The following is a 22,420-nucleotide window of genomic DNA, read 5'->3' as shown; positions in this document are numbered from 1 at the left end:
AATAAAGGAAGGTAGTTTATATGAAAAAGGAGAAAAACAAAAAAGACAAAAGCGGTAAAATTAAGTCCATAAGCAGAAAAATATCAACCGTAATGATTTTAATAACTATCTTTTCAATAATTTTAGTTGGGGGAATAAATTACTATAACTCATATAATTTGTACAAAGATAAATTAATTGATTCTAGCGACCAAACGCTAGAGTATATAGAGCTTAGCATAGACAATTATTTAATAGATGTAGAAAAACAACTTAAAGTGTTAGCCAAAGATGATAAAGTAGTTAATTTCTTCAATGGAGAAATAACAGAAGAAGATTTCATGACAAAATTGAAGGACTATAAAGATTTAGACGTTAATACATTGACTGTGTATTTTGGAACATCAGATAAAAGAATGGCTCTATACCCTAAAGTCCCGTTGACTAATTATGATCCTACTATTAGGGAGTGGTACACAACTGCTCAAGCCAATAAAGATAAAGTGATATGGGTTAATCCTTATGTAGATGCAGGAACAGGAAAAATTGTAATATCAGCTGCAAAAGCAGTGGTAAAAGATAACAACATTGTCGGAGTTGTTGGGATAGATATTGACTTAGCCGTTTTATCGGATCAATTGACAAATCTTGTAATAGGAAATTCTGGAAATATAATAATAACTGATCAAAATGGTATTAACTTAATTGCGAAAGACAAAGATTCCATTGGAAAGGCAACAATTACAGATTTAAAATTATGGGAAGACATGACAAATAATTCAAATGGAATTTCTGATTACAAAGATGCTTCAGATGATGATTTTTATGGTATATTTAGAACTAATGAAAGAACAGGGTGGAAGTTAGCGGCGTTAATACCTAAAACTTAATTGACACAAAAAACTTCTATATTGTTATTAAATACAATTATAGTAGCTATAATAGCAGTTTTAATCGCAGTAATAGCTACATTGATACTGAGCAAAAATATCAGCAAGAAAGTCAATCAACTTCAAAAATCATTTGAAAGAGTATCAGAAGGAGCACTCAACACAGATGTAAGGATTGAATCTAGAGACGAATTTGGAGCTATTTCAATACATTTTAACGACATGCTAGCTAAAATTAGAAATACGCTTAAAAAAGTGTCTGATTCTTCGGATGATGTTGTGGAAGCTTCAGATATGATACTTGGAATGACTAAAGAAGCAAATGCTGCGCTAAATGAAGTTTCACAAACTATTTACGAAATAGCTAGAGGTAGCCAAGAGCAAGCAGAAGATATTGAAAAAAACTCTCAGAACATTATGGAATTCTCAAAAGTGTTGGATGATGTATCAGAGTCAATTGAAACAATAAATGAGCTTTCAAAGGAGACTGACAGATATAGCAATGACGGATTATTGAGAGTTGAAGAACTTACTGATAAAGCGAAAAAAACTGAAGAAGCGACAAATTTGACAAATGAGATAATAAATGAAGTTAAACAGAAATCAAATGAAATTAATGTTATAACTGACACTATAAACCAAATTGCTGAACAAACAAATCTATTGGCTTTAAATGCAGCAATAGAAGCTGCAAGAGCAGGAGATGCTGGAAGAGGATTTTCTGTGGTGGCAGAGGAGATAAGAAAGCTTGCTGAAAAGTCGCAAGACGCAACTAAAGATATCGGAAATTTAATTAATGCGATGAATGATAGATCTGATGAAGCTGTTTTAGCAATGTCAAAAGCTAAGGAAGTAGTTAATGAGCAAGTAGATACCGTTGATAGAACAAAAGATGCATTTGTTCAGATTTTGAACTCCATCAGCTCTTTAGGCGATAAAGTAGATAGCATTTCAGAACTCATACTTGACCTAAAGTTCAGGAAAAATGAAATTTTGGAAAACACTCAAAACATCTCAGCTGTATCTGAAGAAATTAGCGCAAGCACAGAAGAAGTGTCAGCATCAACCGAAGAAATAACTGCAACCACTGTGAGTTTTGTAGAATATGCAGAAAAATTAAAAGATATTTCCCATCAATTAAAACAAATGATATCTAGTTTTCAAATATAGAGATTGGAGGAAAACATGGAACAATATATTATTTTCAGATTGAACAATCAGAGATATGCCATTGATATTGGCAGCATAGACAGGATAATTGACTTTACTGAGCCTAAAAAAATTCCTGAGACTTACGACTATGTACTTGGAGTCATTAAATATGATGAAAAGATATTGCCTATTGTAGACTTGACTAAGAAATTATATGGAATTTACATTTCGAACAATTCAAAGAGTAAAGTGATTGTTACGACATGGAAAGACAGAATGTTAGGGTTTTTAGTGGAGGACATCGAAGGTATACAAAGATATGGCTCAAATCAAATTGAAAAAAACTACGAGCAATACGAAATATCTAAAAAATATATCGAAGGCTTTATTAAGCTAGAAGATGACATAATAATTATTTTAAATATTCAAGAACTTTTCGACTATGAACAAGAAGAAAATTTGAAAGATATTGAAGAAAAATTAGCGGAAATAAGCAATGAAAATGAGGAATGAGGAATGATGAATGGTAGAGACTATAAAAGTTGGAATATCTGACTACAAGATAACCACGTCTCCAAACATATTAATGACGCTAGGACTTGGCTCATGCGTAGGGATTGCGATTTACGATACAATCCACAAAGTTGGTGGACTAAGCCATATTCTTTTGCCAGACAGTTCTAGTTTTAGTCGCAATATAAAGATCGAGAAATTTGCTAATTTAGCTATTCCCAAAATGGTTTCAGAAATGAAAAAAGGGTATTCCAATATGAATTTAGTAGCAAAGATTGCAGGCGGTGCTAGCATGTTTGAATTCAACTTAAATGGAGCTGAAAATGGCATAGGTGAGCAAAATGTATTGGCGGTAAAAAGGACTCTTGAAAGTCTTGGAATACCAATCGTTGCAAGTCATACCGGAGGCAATTCCGGAAGGACTATGATTGTGAATTTAGAGGATTTTAAAGTGACTATTAGATGCGCAAATAGCGAAATTATAATAATATAAGGTGTTGATCAACATGGCGATAAGACTTTTAATTGTAGACGATTCAGCATTTATGAGAAAAATAATCTCTGACATGCTAAAAGACGTAAAAGAAATCACAATAGTTGGTACTGCAAGAAATGGCAAAGATGCTTTGGAAATGATACCAAAATTAAAACCCGATGTTGTTAGTTTGGATGTAGAAATGCCGATAATGAATGGCATAAAAACACTTGAAATAATCAGAGAAAAATACAAATTGCCAGTAATAATGCTAAGTTCAAATACGAACTCGGAAATAACAATAGAAGCTTTGGAAAAAGGCGCTTTTGACTTTATCGAAAAACCAACGAATATAAATGACAATTTTGATGAACTAAAGAATGATTTAGCAAGCAAAATAATTGCAAGTGTATTGCAAAGAAGAGATGTTGATGACTCAAAAACACATGAGCCTAAAAAAAGAGCTATAGGCGATAATAAGCTTCAAATAAAAGCGATTGCTATAGGAGCTTCAACCGGAGGACCAAAAGCGCTGGTAAGTTTGATAAAAGAGTTGCCAAGCGACATAGGCGTTCCTATATTTATTGTTCAACATATGCCAGCGGGATTTACCACATCTTTAGCTTCAAGAATGGATATGGAATCGAAACTAAAAGTTGTAGAAGCGAAAGATGATATGGTGATTGAAAAAAATGTCGTATATCTTGCTCCAGGAGACTATCACATGACAATTGACGATAAGAGAATAAGATTAGATAAACGAGAAAAAATAAATGGGGTAAGACCATCTGTGGACTATCTATTTGAGTCGGCTGCTGAAATTTACACCAACAATCTTTTAGGGATAATATTGACTGGAATGGGGAAAGATGGTTCAAGGGGGATGAAAAGAATAAAAGAACTTAATGGTTATAACATTGCCCAAGATAAAGAAAGCAGCACTATTTTCGGGATGCCCCAAAGTGCAATAAAGCTAGGCGTCATAGATGAGATATTAAGTTTAAATGAAATTTCTCAAAGAATTATAGAATTGTTGAGGTGAAACAATGGAGAAAGAATTCGATTATTTTTATGACTTTGTATATAAAGAACTCAATTTGAATTTAAGCTTTTATAAAGACGCTCAAATGCAAAGAAGAATACTTTCTGTCATGAAAAAGTCAGGGGCAAAAGACATGATTGAGTATTCAAAATTAATAAGCAAAGATGATAAAATAAGAAAAGAATTTTTAGATCAAGTTACAATTAATGTAACAGAATTTTTTAGAAACAAAGACATGTTTGAGCAATTAGAAGAAATAATAGTAAATAATACAAGCAAGAAATTCAACAAGCTTAAGATTTGGAGCGCGGCATGTTCAAATGGAGCTGAGCCTTACAGCGTATGTATTATGTTGGATAGAAATAATTTGCTCAATAGGGCAGAAATAATTGCAACAGATATTGATAAGGAAGTATTGTCAAAAGCAAGGGACGGCAAATACAAAGAGGCAGAATTAAAGGGTTTGGATGATTATTTAATAAGCAAATATTTTGTAAAAGAGGCAGATCATTTTAGAGTATCAGAAAGTTTGCGCAAAAAAGTAAATTTTAAAAGGCACGATTTGCTACTAGATAAGTATGAGAAAGATTGCCATCTCGTTATATGTAGGAATGTTACGATTTATTTTAAACCAGATGTAAAAGATGAAGTATATAAAAAATTTAGTGAATCGTTAGTTAGCGGGGGCCTACTTTTTATAGGAGCTACTGAGGGGATATACAATCCAAGAGAATTTGGTCTAAAGAAGATTGCTACATGTATTTATGAAAAAATGTGATATAGAGGTGAATAATTAAGTGGACGACAACAGCAAATACAAAGAATTGTTTTTTGAAGAAACAGAAGAATACTTACAGTTATTAAATGACAATATGCTTAGAATTGAACAGAATATAAACGACATAGACTCTCTTGAAGAGATGTTTAGAGCAGCACACACTTTAAAAGGCATGGCTGCTACTATGGGATACAAATCAATGACTGATTTAACCCATAGAATGGAAAGCCTATTGGGCTTATTAAAAAGTGGAGAGAACTTTAAAGAAGACAATATAATCAACTTAATATTTAGATGCCTAGATAAACTTACAGAAATTGTAGAGGACTTAAGAAACAATAAAGATGACACTTATGTCAAAGATTTACTGGAAGAATTAGAGCAATTGATAAATAAAAACGATCAAAATAAAAAAACTGAAAAAGTTGATGAACTAAAAGAATTTGTATTATCTGAAACAGATGAAAATGTAATAAAGAGTGCTTATGAAAGAGGATACAATGCTTATGTAATAGATGTTACAATAGATGATGGATGCCTTTTGAAGGGCCCAAGAGCATATCTCGTGATCAACAATTTAGAAAAAATTGGAGATGTTATATATACTTATCCGGATGCACAAAATCTTGAAAATGGAGAGTATGAAAAAACATTTAGATTAATTTTATTGACTAAAGAAACCATTGCTGATGTAAAAGAAAAAATTGAAAATGTTTCAGAAATTGAAAATGTGAATATTTTAGAAATACAGCCGAATTATTCAACTGAAACAAATCTAAAATCTGAAACCAAGAAAGAAAACAAAAAATCAGATACAAAACTTTCAAATAATAGCAATTTAAACCAATCAATAAGAGTAGATATTCAAAAATTAGATAGTTTCATGAATCTTGTTTCTGAACTTGTTATATATAGAACTAGGCTTGAAGATGTAAGCAAAAGAGCGGATATAAATGAAATTGATGAGCCGTTAGGGCAGGTTGCAAGGATAACATCCGAGTTACAAGACCTTGTTTTAAAGATAAGGATGCAACCGGTTAGCGTTGTATTCAATAGATTTCCTAGAATGGTAAGAGATTTGTCAAAAGAATTGAATAAAAAAATAAGTTTAGTCATAGAAGGAGAAGAAACAGAACTAGACAGGACAGTTGTTTCGGAGCTAAGCGAACCACTTATTCACCTTATCAGAAATGCAGCTGATCATGGAATAGAGTCCGTAGATAAAAGAATTAAGCTAAACAAGCCTGAAGAAGGAATAATAAAATTAAACGCTTATCAAGAAGGGAATCGAGTAATAATTGTTGTGTCTGATGACGGAGCTGGCATAAACATAGAGGCCATAAAAGAAACGGCAGAAAAAAGAGGAATAAGCACTGAAAATTTATCTGAAGACGACTTACTACAACTTATTTTTGATCAAGGATTTTCCACAGCTAAAGAAATTACAGACGTGTCTGGAAGAGGAGTGGGAATGGATGTAGTAAAACAAAAAATAAGCTCATTGGGAGGGACTATTGAGGTAATCAGTGAAATTAACAAAGGCACATCATTTATCATCAAGCTGCCACTTACTCTGTCAATAATACAAGCTCTATTAGTAAAAATAGGTGGAGAAACGTTCGCTATACCATTGGGAATAATAGAAAAAGTAATAAAAATAGAAGATAAAGATATATTGCAATCTAAACTCAGCGAATTGTACATGTACAGAGAGAGAGCAGTGCCGGTAGTAAGAGTTAATCAGAAACTTGGACTGTCTGAGGTTGGAGAAAACCATCATCTAATATTAACTCTACTAGGTGATCAATATTATGGGCTAGTAGTTGACGAACTAATTGGACAGCAAGAAATAGTCATTAAAAAGTTGAATGGAATTCTTGGGAAAATGAAAGAGTACCTTGGGGCAACCATTCTTGGAAATGGTGACATAACATTGATATTGGATGTGGGTAGCATTTGCATGAGATAGTCAAAAGAAATTTATTATATTTTAGGAAGGAAGATAAATAAATGGCAAAACGAGTTTTAGTTGTTGATGATGCAATATTTATGAGAATGAAATTAAAAGATATTTTAGAGAAAAATGGGTTTGAAGTTGTTGCAGAGGCACAAAATGGTTTAGAAGCAGTAGAAAAATACAAAGCTGAGAAACCTGATTTAGTAACTATGGATATAACAATGCCTGAAATGGATGGAATTACAGCATTAAAAGAGATCAAGAAAATCGATCCTAATGCAAAAGTTATTATGTGTTCAGCTATGGGGCAGCAATCAATGGTTATGGAGGCGATCCAATCTGGGGCAATTGATTTCATAGTAAAACCATTTGACGTAGATAGAGTATCTCAATCTTTGTCAAAATTTTAAATGTGAGGTGATAAAGTGCAAGTCATTGTTTTTAGCCTTAATGAAAAATTATTTGCCATACCTACTAACAAAGTAAGCGAGATAACAAAGTCTATGCCATTAATAAAAGTGCCAAATGCGCCAGATTGGGTTGAAGGATTAATCAATTTAAGAGGAAATGTAGTTACATTAATAAACTTAAGCAAGATTCTTTTTATTGAGGATAAGTTATGCTATAATAGTATCATTATATTAAATTATGAAGATGATCTATTAGGATTGCTCGTTGATGAGGTTGAGCAGGTACTAAATATAAAGGAAGAACAGATTCAAATACTGAAAAAAGAAGACAACCAAAACATAATGGGCATTGTTGACATAAACAATAAAATAATAGATGTAATAGATATAGAAAAACTAGTTGAACAAATAGAGAATAAGATCTAAATTAAATAGATTATAGTAAATGAGGGATTTACTTGAAACAAGTTCTGTCACAAGAAGAAATAGATTCTTTGCTTAAAGCTTTAAGCAGCGGGGAAATAACCCCCGAAAATGTTTCTAATGAAGAGGAAAAAAACAAAATAAAGCCTTATGACTTTAGAAGGCCGTTTAAACTTTCTAAAGACCACATCAATTCATTATACATGATATTTGAGAACTTCTCTAAAATAGCTGGGAATACTATTTCAAATTTAGTGAGAAATAATGTTGAGATAAAAATTGTTGCAGTTGAGCAGATAAGTTTTGATGAATTCACTAGATCTGTACCAAACCCTACACTTATGACTATATTTAAATCAAAACCTCTTAATGGCAATTTACTTATTGAAATTAGCCCTCAGGCTTGCTATCAAATCATTGAGCTCATGTGCGGCGGGAATGAGTTAAAGGAAACAGTAGTTGCAAAGAAGAAAGAAAATTTCACCGAAATTGAATTATCTATTCTTGAGGAATTAGCAATAGTGGTTTTAAATGCTTTTGATCTAGCTTGGAACGATGTAGTGGAAATAGAGTCTGAGCTAGAAATTTTGGAGACAAATCCTCAAATAATTCAAATCGCATCGCCAAATGAGCCAGTAATACTCATAAGCTTTACTTTTGAATTAATGGAAAATAAAAACTTTATAAATATATGTATTCCATATATTTCTCTAGATTCAGTAATAGACAAGCTAAGTTTTAAAAATTGGTTTGAATCTGATGGAGAAATTGTGGAAGACAACAGAGAACAAGTGGAAAAAAGAATCATGGGAGTTCCTGTAAGTTTGGATGTAGAGCTTGGAAAAACCCAAATAAGTATTAGAGATTTTCTGAATTTAGAAGAAGGAGACTGTATAAGATTAGACAGTAGAATTGATGAACCGCTTGAAATGCTAGTTGAAGGGAAACCGCATTTTCTAGTTAGACCAGGCAAGATAAACAATAGTTTAGCAGTGGAAGTATTACAATATATAGAAGAGGATGTTTTAGAATGAGTGATAATTTTATATCTCAAGAGGAAATAGATGCATTATTAAAGAAAAGTCAAAATAACGGCTCGGATGATTTTACTCTTACAGACGTTGACAAGGACATAATTGGTGAAGTTGGCAATATATCAATGTCTACAGCAGCTACTACCCTTTCTACTTTGCTAAATAAAAGAGTGCTCATAACTACTCCAAGAGTTTCATGGATTCCGTTTAGACAAGTCATTGATGAATGTAAAGTGCCTAAGGTAGTTGCTAATGTAAGATTTAAGAAAGGTCCCAAAGGCAATAACTTGCTAATGGTAGATGTCGAAGATGCATCTATTATTGCTGATTTAATGATGGGTGGCGATGGCAGCAATGCAAAACAAGAATTATCTGAATTTGAAATGAGTGCAGTAGCTGAAGCGATGAATCAAATGATTGGATCAGCATCGACATCTATGGCAACAATGCTTGGCATGGAAATTGATATTTTGCCGCCTGAAGTATCACTTTGGGATACAAATGAAGCAAAGGGATTTGGAGATCTAGATCCTGACATGAATATTTGCAAAATTGCTTTTAAGCTTGATGTAGAGGGAAGCATAGAGAGCGAAATAATGCAACTATACACTAGAGAAACAGTTGAAGAGATAGTAAATAAAATGAAAGGTGAGGCTGAAGACAACAACTTAAAAACTGCTGAAAGCAAAGCTACAGTTGAAAATAAAGAAACCTCAACCTTAAATGTATCAGAACATATTGAATCGAAACCAGAGGATAAAAAAGAAAAAGTAAATGTACAAAAACCTTCTTTTGAAGAGCTAAATGTATCCATAGATGACAGGAAGAGTCCAAGAAATTTAGACTTAATCCTAGATGTGCCACTTGAGTTTAGTGTGGTACTTGGGAAGTCTAAAAAAACTATAAAGGAAGTTTTGTCTTTCGGGAACGGTTCGGTCATAGAATTGGATAAGCAAGCTGACGAGCCATTAGAGATATATGTAAACGGAAAACTAATAGCACAAGGCGAAGTTGTTGTAATAAATGAAAACTTTGGAATAAGAATAACTAATATTATGAGCAAAGAACAGAGATTAAAGGAATTAAAATAAAGCCATGGGTAAACTATGGCTTTATTTTTTAAATAGCTATTAAATAATGGAATCAAAATCCGATTAGAAAAGTAAGAGGAGGAATTTTTATGAAGATAAGTAGAATACAAAACCAAAATATAGTAAATAACATATATAAGGAAAACGAAAAGAAACCAAATAATGACAAGGAAGAAAGAATCTCAAAAAGTGTCAATATAGAAATTTCAGACTCTGCAAAGAAACTGACAAGCAGGATAAACATGATGTCCAATGTCGACTATAGTGAAAAAGTAGAGAGAATTAGAAAGCAGATATTGGAAGGAGCATATAAAGTAGAGCCAGAGAAGATAGCTGAAAAAATAATTTCAGCTATGGAAAAACAGAAAGAAAGTGAAATCAATGAATAATTTTAAAGAAATGATGAATACTTTGGAAAGCCTTAAAAAAATTCTATTGATTGAAAAAGATGCACTAATCCATGATGATGGAGGAGTCCTTGAATCCATAATAGAAGAAAAAACTAAAAAATTAGATGAACTTAATTTGTTAGATATGAACAATATTGATATAAATGAAAACATGAGGAAGTTGTTTGCCGAAGTTATCGAGCTTCAAAAAACCAATCAAATGTTAACTGAACAAGCATTGAGCTATGAGAAAAACATTATGGAGAGTATTGCCAAAGTCTTATCGAAAGGCAATACCTACAAGAAAAATGGATTAGAAAAAAACGATTTATCTACATTTATTGACCAAACGGTATAGGAGGAGAACATGTCTGGTATATTTGGAACTTTAAACACAGCGACAAAAGGACTATTAGCTCAGCAAACTGCACTACACACTGCTAGCCACAACATCTCAAACGCAAACACAGAGGGTTTTTCAAGACAGAGAGTACAAATGCAAGCTGATTTATCATATACACTTGCGGGGGTAGGACAACTAGGAACAGGTGTAAAAATGGAAAGCGTTGTTAGAATGGTGGATGATTATGTCAATAAACAAATAAGAAATGAAAATAGCGCATATGAACAATACAATGTCAAATCACAAACATTAGATCAACTAGAGATAATTTTAAACGAACCTTCAACAACAGGCATAAATTTTAATTTAAATGAAATGTTTAATGCATGGCAAGAACTAAGTAAAAATCCAGAAAGCTTAAGCGCTAAGACAATTGTTGTTGAAAAATCAAAAGCACTTGTCGAAACAATAAACCACATAGCCAACCAAATAGAATCATTGAAAATAGAGACAAATGATCAAATAGAAAAGAATATTTTGGATTTCAATTCTACAGTTGAAAAAATAGATGCTTTAAATAAGCAGATATTTAATATATCTGTCAAAGGTGAAGTGCCAAACGATTTACTTGACCAAAGAGATCTATTATTAAAAGATCTATCAGGTATAGCTAAGGTAAACGTTAATTACGACGAATTCGGCAGGGCAAAAATTGACATAGATGGAAAAGTAGTTTTAGTTGAAAACAACAAGAATAAACTAGATAAAAATTCTGATGGGAATATATTGATTGGGGCTGACATCATAACAGTAGTACCAAGTGGAAAGATAAAGGGATACTTAGAGAGCATAGATGTATTAGTAGATGTTGAAAAGCAACTTGATGATTTTGCAAATTTGATGGCTACTAAAGTTAATGCTATTCATAATACAGGCAATGACATATTTGATTATTTCGATTCAGCTAAAACCATTAAGATTAATCCGGCTATTGACAAGAACAATTCATTAATTGCACCAGGGTATACTCCAGAAAAGGGCGATGGAGAAAGAGCTTTAGACATATCAAAATTAAGGAATAAAATACTTACAGATGGCTCAACAATACCTAGCAAATACAACGATATAGTTACTAGAGTTGGCATATCCAAACAGCAATCAGATAATATAGTTTCAAATCAAGAGGTGTTGTTAAATCAACTCGTACTAAAAAGAGAGTCGACTTCGGGAGTATCGATAGACGAAGAAGTAACGAATGTCTTAAAATATCAAAAGGCATACGAAGCTAACGCCAAAGTAATATCTGTGTTAAATGATATGCTTGATGTGCTTATTAACAGGACTGGGGTGTAATAATTGAGAATAACAAATTCTACCTTAACAACTAATTATTTGAGAAATTTAAATAAAAATTTAGAGTCCATGCAAAAACTTCAAAACCAGCTATCTTCAGGCAAAGTAGTCACAAGACCTTCTGAAGATCCCCTATTGGTTTCTAAGATAATGGATTTAAGAAACACTATATCTACTAATGAGCAATACAATGCGACTATCAATGATAGCATAGGCTGGGTAGACACACAAGACGGCGCTTTGCAAGGAGCAACCTCAACCATTCAAAGGATTAGAGAGCTAATTATATATGGAGCCAATGGAACTTTATCCAATGATGATAGAAATGCGATAACAGAAGAGGTAAAAGTAAAAATTGGGGAATTAGCAGACGTATTGAATACAAATTTTGACGGCAGGTATATCTTCTCGGGGACAAAGACAACAGACAAACCATTCGATAATGCTTTGACATATCAAGGGAACAATAATAACATAAAGAGGGAAATCTCAACTGGAGTTGAAGTGGATTTAGCAGTCAATGGAGAAGAATTTACTACTATCAATAAGGGGCAGCCTGATGAACAACAGTTGGGAAGCCTGTTAAAAAACATTGTAAATGCTTTAGAAAATGGAGAAACCGAATCTCTATCAGGCAATCTTCTTGGCGATTTAGACAAACATATAGACAATTTATTAAGCTTCAGGTCTAAAATAGGTTCCATTTCAAATAGGCTGGATGCAGCCAAAGAGAGAAATGAAACAGAAAACTTGAATTTGAAGAATCTTTTATCACAAAGAGAAGACATAGACTTAGCGCAAAAATATACAGAAGCGAACACTCTCAATTCCGTATACCTAGCTTCATTGTCGATTGGAGCAAAAATATTACAACCAAGTTTACTTGATTATTTAAGGTGAATAAAAATGGAAAAATTAAAAATTGGAACTAAATATCTAGGCGAATTAGAAATTGAAAATGAGTACATTATAAACTTTCCGAATGGAATATTAGGGTTCGAGAATAGCAATCGGTTTGTGTTAATAGACTTTCCAGGCAATTCCCTATTTAAATTTCTACAGGATGTTGACAATGCAAATGTTTCTTTTATATTGATAAATCCTTGGGATTTTTTTGAAGACTATGAGATAGATATACCTGATAAAGAACTTGATACTATTGACTTAAATCCACAAATTGAAAACACTTTAGAGGTCTATTCAATAGTAACATTAGGTAAAAATTTAGAAGAGAGTACTGCGAATCTACTAGCTCCTGTGATTATAAATATTAAATCTAAAATAGGCAAGCAATATGTATTGACTTATACTTCCTATTCAACAAAGCATAAGTTAATGGTTAAGGGAGCTGGTGAGTGATGCTAGTACTAAACAGAAAAATTGGAGAAGGAATTGTAATAGGGAACAACATAGAGATTAAAATATTAGATGTACAGGAAAACAGAGTTAAAATTGGCATCGAGGCTCCAAGACAAATTAATATTTTGAGGAAAGAAGTATATGAAGAAATAGCAAACGAGAACAAAAAATCATTGGAAATTGATTTAGATTTGAATGAATTACTAATAGATAATTTTAAATCGGAGTGATTCTTATGGTAAATCCAATAAAACAAGTAATGAAGCCAAATGAAATTGTAAAAACTGAAAGAATAAGCGACAAAGATAGCATAAAAAAGGGAACTAGCACAATTGACAGTACATCATTTAACAAAGAAATAAAAATAAAAACTGAAATCGAAGCAAATCTAGATAATACTAGAGCGTATGATCCAAAAAAACTTTTTGAAGCGGTTGACGAAGCTAATAAGTATTTGTTTAAAGATAGCGATCATTTTGAATTTAAAGTTCATGAAAGAACAGGGAGAATAATGGTAAAACTTGTGGATAACGAGTCGGATAAAGTAATCAAAGAGATTCCACCAGAAAAAATACTTGACTTGGTAGCTAGCATTTGGGATCTAGTTGGGATACTTGTAGATGAAAGGGGTTGATGAGAGTGGCATCTAGCATAAATTTTCTAGGAACATATTCGGGAATAGATCAAACGTCGATCGATAAACTTATGGAAGCAGAAAGAATTCCATTGACTAAATTAACTGACAAGAAAACCACAATAACAAACAAGCAAAATGCTTGGAAAGACATTAATACAAGACTAAATTCACTTTTTGAAAAATTAAAGGTATTGCAAGATGCAAATACATTTACTTCTAAAAAGTCGTTATCAACTAATGATAATATTGTGACTATGAGCCCAAATAGCAAAGCAATAGCAGGCAGTTACAAGATCAATGTAGCTTCTTTAGCAACATCTACAAATATAATTGGAGGCAAAGTATTAGCTGAAGGACAAAAAATTACTGATGAGCTTCATTTAAATGGAATAATTACTTTGAAAAATCATGAAGGAATTGAAAAGGAAATAGAAATTAAAGATGGCTACAGCTTAAAGACTATAACTAACGAGATCAATTTGAATACAAATACAACAGGAATTAGTTCGAGCATTATAGATGGAAGAATTATATTAAGCGATGTAAAAACGGGGAACAGAAATATTGAAGTGTTTGGAGCCGAAGAATTGTTAGAAGCTCTAAAGCTGGGCACAGAAAAAATAGTAAATCAAGGTACTAATGCTAAATTTACTGTAAATGGAATTGAAGTTGAAAGATCAACAAACGAAATAACAGATGTTATTGAAAATGTAACAATTAATTTAAAGAAGATGCATCAAAGTTCTTCTGAATATGAAACAATAAATATTACAAATGACAACGATAAAATTGCCAGTGCGGTAAAAGATTTTATAGATCAATACAATTCTACCATGCAGTTTATCGAAGAAAAAATAGCAGCAGGAAATCCTGAAGTTGCAAATTCAAGAGGAGTACTTGCGGGCGATTCATCCCTACAAATGCTTCATTCAACACTTAGGAGGATGGTAACATCTTCAATTCAGAACCCAAATACTACAATTAAAGATATATCTCAACTTGGCATTTCAACTACAGATAAATCAGGAGTATTGAAATTTGATCAATCTAAATTATTGGATAATTTAAGCCAAAATCCAGAGAATGTTATTAATTTCTTTTCTTCAGAATTAAATGGCAGTAAAGTTGGATTCGCTCCTAAATTAAACAACTATATTGATTCATATATATCCAAATCAAACGGGGTTGTAAAAAATAAGACTGAGAGCTTTGAAAGATCTCTAAAAGATATAAATAGGCAAATTGAAGTTTTTAACAAGAGAATGGAGAAAAAACAAGAGTACTATACAAATATGTTTTCAAAATTAGATACAGCAATGATGCAGGCTGAAGATCAGATGAACTGGCTTACAACACAGCTGAGTGCTTTTAGCACTAGTAAATAGTTTAGTGGGGTGTTATTATGAATCAAGCTCAAGCATATAATGCATATAAGGAAAACGAAGTGTATACAGCTTCAAAAACAAAGTTGGTTGTAATGCTATATGATGGAGCTATAAAAAATCTTAAATTAGCAGAAATAGCTATTAATGAGAAAAATATAGAAAAAACCAACGAATGTATAAAAAAATCCCAAGATATTCTAATTGAATTCATGAACACTTTAAATTTTGAACAGGGCGGAAAGATTGCAGAAGATTTGTACAAGTTGTATGATTATCTTTATTTTAGGCTCGTGAGAGCAAACATCGATAAAGACATTGACGCCATTAGAGAAGTTAAGAGGTTTTTGGAAGAGCTTAGAGATGCGTGGGCTCAGTTATGATTGACAAGGATAATAGAATAAAATTATTGGAAAAAATTATCGAGAATTTAAATAATTGGGATGGAAATATTGAATCAGCCATAGACTTAGCTGAAAAAAACAACGAAATATTGGAAGAAATTAGACAAAATAATACAATCGAAAACGTTGATAGTTCACTTTATGAAAAGAAACTTATAGAAGCCATTGAGCAGTTACGGGATTTTATTTCTTCGTTGAATTCTAGCAGAGATTTGCTTCTTGAAGAAAACAAGCAGTTGAATCTGAAGGACAAGGTTTTGAAGAACTATATAACACAAGTAGATGACACAGTATTTATTGACAAAGATATATTGTAATGCCAAGGTAAAAACTTGGCTTTTTTTATTTTTATGTTGCTTTTTTGTGCATACCGTGATATTATTACAGTAAATTTGTAACACAATTGTACCAAAAACAACATAATTGTAACATGGGATGGAGTACAACTTTTTTTCGAAATGGCACACCTATCGCAAGGTAGGGTCGCAAAGCTATAGGGCCTTTGTATGAGGCAGCCAGTTATCGAAGAAAAAAGTTTTTTTGTACCTAAAATTAACCTAGGATGGGGAGGATAAAAATGAGTGATATTAGTTACCAACTTATCAAAAAAGGATTAGATGTTTCTTCTCTCAGACAGAAAACCATATCAAGCAACATCGCCAATGCTAATACCCCAAATTATAAAGTAAATAAAGTTGAATTTGAAGAACACCTTCAAAAAGCGATTAAAGGAGTTAGTTTAATTAAGACAGATGGACTTCATTTCGGTGCCAGCAAGGCGAGTGATGTGGAACCGATTGTTAAAAAAAGAACAAACACAATGTATAACGACAATGGCAACAATGTTGATATTGACCTAGAGATGACAGAACTAGCCGCGAATGAAATCTATTACAGTGCGCTTACTCAGATAATAAATGCAAAATTATCTAGTTTGAATTATGTAATAAACAGGTAAAGGGGAATAAGATATGAGCATATTTAAGTCAATGCAGATAAATGCAAGTGGATTGTCATTGGAAAGACTAAAAATGGATATTATTTCTACTAATATTGCAAATATAAATACTACTCGGACTGAAAATGGAGAAGCGTATAGGAGAAAAGTAGTCACATTTAGCGAAAACCTAGAAAAAGAAATCAATAGGACTACTGGCACAGCAAAAAAAGTTAGCAGTGGTGTTAAAGTAGACGGTATAGAAGAAGACCAAAGCGAACTAAGACTTGTCTATGACCCAACACACCCAGATGCTGATGAAAATGGATATGTTCAGATGCCGAATGTAAATATGGTCGATGAAATGGTTGCTTTGATAAACACTCAAAGAGCATATGAAGCAAATGTGACCTGTTTAAATGCAAATAAAGCAATTCTAAAAAAAGCTTTAGATATCTCGAAAGGTTAAGGAGGAGTATCATGGAAATAAATAAGGTAGGATTATCAAGCATTAAACCTGTAAATACAAAGCTAAACAACGAAACAGGGGTTGATTTCAAAGATATAATGAATGAACAACTAGAAAAATTAAACAATAAGCAAGTGGAGGCTGACAATTACATAAATGACCTTATAAGTGGAGAAAATGTAGATTTACACCAAGTCATGATAGCAACGGAAGAGGCAAGGCTCTCTCTTGAGTTAGCAGTTCAGATTAGAAATAAAGTTGTAGAAGCTTATAAAGAACTCAATAATATGCAACTATAAGTTAAAGGAGAAGCTTTAAATGGACGGTGTAAAATCAGCATTTAGCAATGTCAAAAGCGGATGGGAAAAGATTGACAAAAAAAAGAAAAACAGAATGTTAGCAACAATTATAATTATTGCTGCTGTTGTAATTGGGTTGACTTATTTTACCAACAAAGTTACTTATCAGATTTTATTTACAAACATGGAACTAGATGATGCAGGTGCCATTGTAAATGACCTTAAGTCAAAAAATATAAAATACAAAGTCGCAGATGGTGGATCAACTATATTGATAGATGAGGATTATATAGACACATATAGAATGGATTTGGCAATGAATGGCATGCTGCCAGAGAATTCGATCGGATTTGAGATATTTGACAGCACTAGCATGATGATGACTGAAGAGGACAGGCAGATAATGTATCAAAGAGCAGTTACTGGAGAACTGCAAAGAAGCATAATGTCATTGGATGCTATAAGCAATGCAAAAGTACACTTGGTTTTACCTCAAAAAACTATTTTTGAAGCTGAAGAAAAGGAAGGTTCTGCTTCTATTATAATTGATGTTAAGCCGACTAAAAAAGTCACCGAGGAAATGATTAGAGGAATAGCGGCATTAGTATCTGGCGCAGTTGATAATATTCCAATAGAAAACATTCAAGTTATCGATTCATCAGGCGTATTGCTAAGTTCATTTTTAGCCGATGATGGAACTAGCATTGGGACATCAAATTTAATCAGCAAACAACAAGAAATAAGGAGGCAATTTGAGAAAGAATTAGAAAATAAGCTTAATTCTCTACTTGGCAGCGCATTTGGAGCTAATAAAATAAAAGTATCAGTTTTTGCCGACTTGGATTTTGATTCTTCAGAAAGCACTATAATAGAATACCGAAATCCGGTTGTAAGAAGTGAGCAAGTAGATGTAAGCGGAAACAACATAGATATTCAAAATGCCACAGGTGGAAATATAAATGACAATATAAGCAATGTAGTTCAAGGTGTAGATGGTGAAAACTCAACTTATTCAAAAGTTACAAATAATGAATTGACTACAGAAACCACATCTATTATAAGAGCACCTGGGAAAATAAACAAGATTAGTACATCTGTTATATACGATGGACAGTTAAGCCAAGCTAATATTTCAAATATACAGAATATTATTGCAACGGCAATTGGATTTAATGGCGAGCGTGGAGATTTAATAAATGTGGTTGGAATTGAGTTTAATAAAGATTTAAGCGAGGATATCCCTGCTGAAGAAAATATTAGCAATGGTTTCATTAAGGATAACTTGCCTCTTGTCATAGGAATAGGAGCTGGAGCGCTTATATTTATTGTTGGGATTGTTATTATGATTAGTAGAAGAAATAGAAAAGAAGACAAAGAATTCCAAGAAAAGCTAACAAATGGGGTAACTGTTGAGGACACAATAAAAGTAATGCAAGAAAATGAATTCAAGGAAAAGATAGAAGTGCCAGATGACAATAGAGGTAAAATGGCGCAAAATTATGCAAAAGAGAATCCTGAATTAGCGGCAGAACTGATTAAAGCATGGTTAAGGGAGTAGATGGTAGATGAAAAATCCTAGGAAGGGAACAACAAAAGCAGCTATATTTCTTATATCTCTAGGACCTGAAGTGTCATCTCAGGTATTGAAGCTATTACCAGACAATATGATACAACAAGTAACTTACGAGATAGCAAATATTGATTATGTAGAGCCAGGAGAAAGAGACAAAGTTATCGATGAATTCATAGATATGGCATCTGCTAGAAAATTTGTGCTGGATGGAGGTATAGACTACGCTAAAAATCTTTTGACGAAAGCCTTAGGAGTTCAAAAAGCTAAGGAAGTAATAGATGTTTTATATCAATATAAACAGATTGAAAAACCATTTTCAATAGCAAGACGTGCAGATCCACAACAGTTGACAAATCTATTAATAAACGAGCATCCACAAACTACAGCTTTAATTTTATGTTATATGCAACCTGACAAAGCAGCAACAGTATTATCTCAATTTCCAGTTGATTTACAAGCAGATATTGCACAAAGAATAGCGACAATAAATAGAACTTCTCCGCAAGTAATTAAGAGAATTGAGAAAGTTATGGAAGAAAAATTCTCGGGACTTATAGACAATGAACAAGAAACTATTGGTGGAGTAAAGACATTAGTGGAGATTTTAAATTCTGTTGATAGAAATACAGAGAAAAACATAATTTCTTCATTGGAAGTAGAAGAACCAGAATTAGCAGAGGCTGTCAAGTCTAGCCTGTTTGTATTTGAGGATATAGTAAACTTAGACAAGAACTCTATCCAAAGAATTTTGAGAGAAGTAAGCAATGAAGATTTAGCACTGGCATTAAAGGGCGCATCAGAAAAAGTCACGAGCATTGTTTTTGCAAATATCTCTCAAAGAGCCGCGGAAATGTTAAAAGAGGATATCCAGTTTATGGGTCCAGTAAGGTTATCGACAGTCGAAGAAGCTCAAAGAAAAATTGTCAATATAATAAGACGGCTTGAAGAAGCTGGTGAAGTTGTTATTGCAAGAGGAGATCAAGATGGAATCATCGTATAGAGTCATAAAAAAACATGAAGTTAAGTTGGATTACGATACAGTTGAAGTAAAAGAAGTGAACATGAAAAAAATAGATATCGATACAAATAAAGAAAACTTGGATGTTAATGAAATTAAAGAACAACAGGATGATGAATTAAAAGAAGCTATTTCTATAAAACAAAGGATAATAGAGGAAGCAGAAGCTGAAAGAGACTATATTTTAAAAAAAACAAGTGAAGAGATAGAGAATATTAAAAGAAACGCTGTACAAGAGGGCTATAATAAAGGCTTTCAACAAGGCTATATTGAGGGACAAGAAAAAGCAATTAAAGAATCTGGGAGCATTAAATTAAGCGCAGTTAACCTTTTAAAAAGTGCTGAAAAAGAAAGAGAGGAGTTTCTTTTAAATTTCAAAGAAGAAATAATTAATTTAGCAGCCACAATTGCAGAAAAAATAGCTAATATTGCCATTGATACTTCTGACGAGAATATCTTAAATGTAATTTATCCAATAATTGAAGAAATAGAAAGTGAAACAAATGTAATAATAACTGTTAATCCAAGTAAATATGAACTATTAAAAAAGAATTTGCCAAAATTAAAAGAAAGACATAAACAGTTGAATTTCATAATTTTGAAAGATTCAGACATTGAAAACAACGGCTGTATCATAGAGTCTGGCAATAAAATCATTGATGCGCAGTTTAGAAATCAAATACTCTCAATTGTCAACGACTTAATTAATTCAGGTGATTAGAATATGAAAATGGATTTTGACAATTTGAATAGAAAAGTTAAAGATAAACAGCATTACTTAATAATGGGAAAAGTTACTGAAGTCATAGGGTTAATAATCAAGGTAGAAGGCATAGAGGCTTTTATTGGAGAAGTTTGTGAAATTATAATAAGATCAACAAAAGCCATTGTGCTTGCAGAAGTTGTTGGGTTTAAAGATGATTGTGTATTGCTCATGCCTTTAGATGAAACGAGTGGGATTGGACCAGGATGTTTAGTTAAACCTACTGGGAAAAGATTAAACATTAAAATAAGTGATGACTTATTAGGGCATACTATTGATGGACTTGGAAGGCCACTAGATCGAAAATTAAAAGTAAACGGTGAATTTTACAATGTTGATAGAGAACCACCCAATCCTTTTGACAGAAGAAGGATTTCTACCATAATGAGTACTGGAGTTAAAGCAATAGATGGAATATTGACTTGTGGTGAAGGGCAGAGAGTAGGCATATTTTCGGGCAGTGGAGTCGGCAAGAGCACTTTATTAGGAATGATAGCTAGGTATTGCGAAGCTGATGTTAATGTAATTGGCTTGATTGGAGAAAGAGGTAGAGAGGTTCTTGAATTCATACAAAAGGACTTAGGAACAGAGGGCTATAAAAAAAGTGTAGTGGTTTGTGCAACTTCTGATCAGCCGCCTCTTGTCAGACTTAAAGGTGCTTTTGTAGCAACAGCGATAGCTGAATACTTTAGAGATCAAGGCAAAAAAGTTATGTTGATGATGGACTCTGTAACAAGATTTGCAATGGCACAAAGAGAAATAGGCCTCGCTACAGGAGAACCTCCATCGACTAAAGGATATACACCATCAGTATTTGCATTGTTACCTAAACTTTTAGAGCGAAGTGGAATGAGCAAAGAAGGTTCAATAACAGCATTTTATACTGTCCTCGTAGAAGGTGATGATATGAACGATCCTATTGCTGATGCAGTAAGAGGTATATTAGATGGGCACATCATACTATCACGAGAAATAGCTTCAAAGAATCATTTTCCATCAATTGATATTCAAAATAGCATTAGCAGAGTGATGAAAGAAATAGTTACAGAAAAGCATTACGCTCTTGCTGGAGAGTTAAAAGAAAATGTAGCTATTTATAAAGAAGCTGAAGATTTGATAAATATTGGAGCATATGTAAGTGGCAGCAATATAAATATAGATAGAGCGATCGCTCTAAATCCTAAAATAAATTCATTTTTGAAGCAAAATATAGACGAGAGTTATACATTTGATGAAACTCTTGAATTACTAGAAAATAGTTTAGAATACTAATTGTTAGAGGGTCTTAATGTGGAAGAATACAGTTTTTATATGGAAAAAGTTTTAGATTACAGGGAAGAAATTGAAAAACAGAAAGCAGAGGAATTTGCTAAAATCAGATATGAAATTTCTCAAATGGAAACTGAGATAGCAAAGTTAAATTTGGAGCTAAAAAGCATAAATGAAAAAATATGCAGTGTTCAAAATGTAAATGAGCTATTGCAATTGCAACTATATAGAGAGCTTTTAGAGGAGAATATCAAAATGCAAAAGCTGCTCTTAACCGAAAAGAGAAAATCATTGGAAGAAAAAAGGAATGAACTTAAGAAAGCTCAAACAGACAGAAAAATAATGGATAAATTAAAAGAAAAGGATTATTCCCAGTTTGTTTATAAAAGGAATTTAAAAGAACAAAAAGAACTCGACGATATCTCTGTGATGAAATTTAAACGAACTAAAAATTAATTTTTAGATAATTAAATTTTGAAGG

At 32.6% G+C, this 22,420-nt stretch carries 29 protein-coding genes and 1 riboswitch; all 29 genes read left to right on the top strand.

Annotation, left to right across the window (positions count from 1 at the left end):
• The first annotated feature begins 20 nt into the window (after positions 1-20).
• Positions 21-869: a cache domain-containing protein gene (locus BO51_RS04415; RefSeq protein ID WP_496484351.1), complete on the top strand. Its 849-nt coding sequence runs from the start codon at positions 21-23 to the stop codon at positions 867-869.
• On the top strand, positions 870-2,039 hold the full coding sequence (locus BO51_RS04410; RefSeq protein WP_496484349.1) for a methyl-accepting chemotaxis protein: 1,170 nt from the start codon (positions 870-872) through the stop codon (positions 2,037-2,039).
• Between the two features lie 15 nt (positions 2,040-2,054).
• Positions 2,055-2,534 (top strand): chemotaxis protein CheW, encoded by a 480-nt coding sequence (locus BO51_RS04405; protein WP_496484347.1) that lies wholly within the window; start codon positions 2,055-2,057, stop codon positions 2,532-2,534.
• A gap of 10 nt (positions 2,535-2,544) precedes the next feature.
• Positions 2,545-3,027, top strand: a complete 483-nt coding sequence (locus tag BO51_RS04400) for a chemotaxis protein CheD (protein ID WP_496484345.1) — start codon at positions 2,545-2,547, stop codon at positions 3,025-3,027.
• A 13-nt stretch (positions 3,028-3,040) separates the two neighbouring features.
• Positions 3,041-4,051, top strand: a complete 1,011-nt coding sequence (locus BO51_RS04395) for a protein-glutamate methylesterase/protein-glutamine glutaminase (RefSeq protein WP_496484343.1) — start codon at positions 3,041-3,043, stop codon at positions 4,049-4,051.
• Positions 4,052-4,055: 4 nt separating this feature from the next.
• The gene (locus BO51_RS04390; RefSeq protein ID WP_496484341.1) at positions 4,056-4,829 is read left to right on the top strand and encodes a CheR family methyltransferase; all 774 of its coding nucleotides are present in this window, start codon (positions 4,056-4,058) and stop codon (positions 4,827-4,829) included.
• Between the two features lie 19 nt (positions 4,830-4,848).
• Complete coding sequence (locus BO51_RS04385; RefSeq protein ID WP_496484339.1) at positions 4,849-6,798, top strand: chemotaxis protein CheW; 1,950 nt, start codon at positions 4,849-4,851, stop codon at positions 6,796-6,798.
• A 41-nt stretch (positions 6,799-6,839) separates the two neighbouring features.
• Complete coding sequence (locus BO51_RS04380) at positions 6,840-7,196, top strand: response regulator (protein ID WP_496484337.1); 357 nt, start codon at positions 6,840-6,842, stop codon at positions 7,194-7,196.
• Positions 7,197-7,211: 15 nt separating this feature from the next.
• Positions 7,212-7,622, top strand: coding sequence for a chemotaxis protein CheW (locus BO51_RS04375; protein WP_496484335.1), 411 nt, complete (start codon positions 7,212-7,214; stop codon positions 7,620-7,622).
• A gap of 32 nt (positions 7,623-7,654) precedes the next feature.
• Positions 7,655-8,653, top strand: coding sequence for a flagellar motor switch protein FliM (gene fliM, locus BO51_RS04370; RefSeq protein WP_496484333.1), 999 nt, complete (start codon positions 7,655-7,657; stop codon positions 8,651-8,653).
• Entirely contained in the window at positions 8,650-9,744 is a 1,095-nt protein-coding gene (fliY, locus tag BO51_RS04365) for a flagellar motor switch phosphatase FliY (RefSeq protein WP_496484331.1), read from the top strand. The genes fliM and fliY overlap by 4 nt, the downstream gene beginning before the upstream one ends.
• Positions 9,745-9,833: 89 nt before the next feature.
• Positions 9,834-10,133: a flagellar biosynthesis anti-sigma factor FlgM gene (gene flgM, locus BO51_RS04360; protein WP_496484329.1), complete on the top strand. Its 300-nt coding sequence runs from the start codon at positions 9,834-9,836 to the stop codon at positions 10,131-10,133.
• Complete coding sequence (locus BO51_RS04355; RefSeq protein ID WP_496484327.1) at positions 10,126-10,491, top strand: hypothetical protein; 366 nt, start codon at positions 10,126-10,128, stop codon at positions 10,489-10,491. The genes flgM and BO51_RS04355 overlap by 8 nt, the downstream gene beginning before the upstream one ends.
• Positions 10,492-10,500: 9 nt before the next feature.
• Positions 10,501-11,829 carry a flagellar hook-associated protein FlgK gene (gene flgK, locus BO51_RS04350; RefSeq protein ID WP_496484325.1) on the top strand — a complete coding sequence of 443 codons (1,329 nt, stop codon included), beginning with the start codon at positions 10,501-10,503 and terminating at the stop codon, positions 11,827-11,829.
• 3 nt (positions 11,830-11,832) lie between these two features.
• On the top strand, positions 11,833-12,729 hold the full coding sequence (gene flgL / locus BO51_RS04345; protein ID WP_496484323.1) for a flagellar hook-associated protein FlgL: 897 nt from the start codon (positions 11,833-11,835) through the stop codon (positions 12,727-12,729).
• 6 nt (positions 12,730-12,735) lie between these two features.
• Positions 12,736-13,188 carry a flagellar assembly protein FliW gene (fliW, locus tag BO51_RS04340; RefSeq protein WP_496484321.1) on the top strand — a complete coding sequence of 151 codons (453 nt, stop codon included), beginning with the start codon at positions 12,736-12,738 and terminating at the stop codon, positions 13,186-13,188.
• Positions 13,188-13,418 (top strand): carbon storage regulator CsrA, encoded by a 231-nt coding sequence (csrA, locus tag BO51_RS04335; RefSeq protein ID WP_496484319.1) that lies wholly within the window; start codon positions 13,188-13,190, stop codon positions 13,416-13,418. Before fliW ends, csrA begins: the two co-directional genes overlap by 1 nt.
• Before the next feature lie 5 nt (positions 13,419-13,423).
• Positions 13,424-13,822 carry a flagellar protein FlaG gene (locus BO51_RS04330; protein WP_496484317.1) on the top strand — a complete coding sequence of 133 codons (399 nt, stop codon included), beginning with the start codon at positions 13,424-13,426 and terminating at the stop codon, positions 13,820-13,822.
• 5 nt (positions 13,823-13,827) lie between these two features.
• Positions 13,828-15,210: a flagellar filament capping protein FliD gene (gene fliD, locus BO51_RS04325; RefSeq protein ID WP_496484315.1), complete on the top strand. Its 1,383-nt coding sequence runs from the start codon at positions 13,828-13,830 to the stop codon at positions 15,208-15,210.
• A gap of 17 nt (positions 15,211-15,227) precedes the next feature.
• Positions 15,228-15,590, top strand: coding sequence for a flagellar export chaperone FliS (gene fliS, locus BO51_RS04320; RefSeq protein WP_496484313.1), 363 nt, complete (start codon positions 15,228-15,230; stop codon positions 15,588-15,590).
• A complete protein-coding gene (locus BO51_RS04315) occupies positions 15,587-15,928 on the top strand; it encodes a hypothetical protein (RefSeq protein WP_496484311.1) in 342 nt (113 codons plus the stop codon). Before fliS ends, BO51_RS04315 begins: the two co-directional genes overlap by 4 nt.
• A 133-nt stretch (positions 15,929-16,061) precedes the next feature.
• Positions 16,062-16,138, top strand: a riboswitch (cyclic di-GMP riboswitch).
• Positions 16,139-16,188: 50 nt separating this feature from the next.
• Entirely contained in the window at positions 16,189-16,569 is a 381-nt protein-coding gene (gene flgB / locus BO51_RS04310; protein WP_496484309.1) for a flagellar basal body rod protein FlgB, read from the top strand.
• Positions 16,570-16,582: 13 nt separating this feature from the next.
• Complete coding sequence (gene flgC / locus BO51_RS04305; RefSeq protein WP_496484307.1) at positions 16,583-17,017, top strand: flagellar basal body rod protein FlgC; 435 nt, start codon at positions 16,583-16,585, stop codon at positions 17,015-17,017.
• An 11-nt stretch (positions 17,018-17,028) separates the two neighbouring features.
• Entirely contained in the window at positions 17,029-17,316 is a 288-nt protein-coding gene (gene fliE / locus BO51_RS04300; protein ID WP_496484305.1) for a flagellar hook-basal body complex protein FliE, read from the top strand.
• A gap of 19 nt (positions 17,317-17,335) precedes the next feature.
• Positions 17,336-18,874, top strand: coding sequence for a flagellar basal-body MS-ring/collar protein FliF (gene fliF / locus BO51_RS04295; protein ID WP_496484303.1), 1,539 nt, complete (start codon positions 17,336-17,338; stop codon positions 18,872-18,874).
• Between the two features lie 7 nt (positions 18,875-18,881).
• A complete protein-coding gene (fliG, locus tag BO51_RS04290; protein WP_496484301.1) occupies positions 18,882-19,889 on the top strand; it encodes a flagellar motor switch protein FliG in 1,008 nt (335 codons plus the stop codon).
• A complete protein-coding gene (locus BO51_RS04285; RefSeq protein WP_496484299.1) occupies positions 19,873-20,628 on the top strand; it encodes a FliH/SctL family protein in 756 nt (251 codons plus the stop codon). Before fliG ends, BO51_RS04285 begins: the two co-directional genes overlap by 17 nt.
• Before the next feature lie 3 nt (positions 20,629-20,631).
• Complete coding sequence (fliI, locus tag BO51_RS04280; protein WP_496484297.1) at positions 20,632-21,942, top strand: flagellar protein export ATPase FliI; 1,311 nt, start codon at positions 20,632-20,634, stop codon at positions 21,940-21,942.
• An 18-nt stretch (positions 21,943-21,960) separates the two neighbouring features.
• On the top strand, positions 21,961-22,395 hold the full coding sequence (gene fliJ / locus BO51_RS04275) for a flagellar export protein FliJ (RefSeq protein WP_496484295.1): 435 nt from the start codon (positions 21,961-21,963) through the stop codon (positions 22,393-22,395).
• Positions 22,396-22,420 lie beyond the last annotated feature (25 nt).

This window comes from Soehngenia saccharolytica DSM 12858 (assembly GCF_059568515.1).
This window is presented reverse-complemented; position numbering and strand designations above follow the sequence as displayed.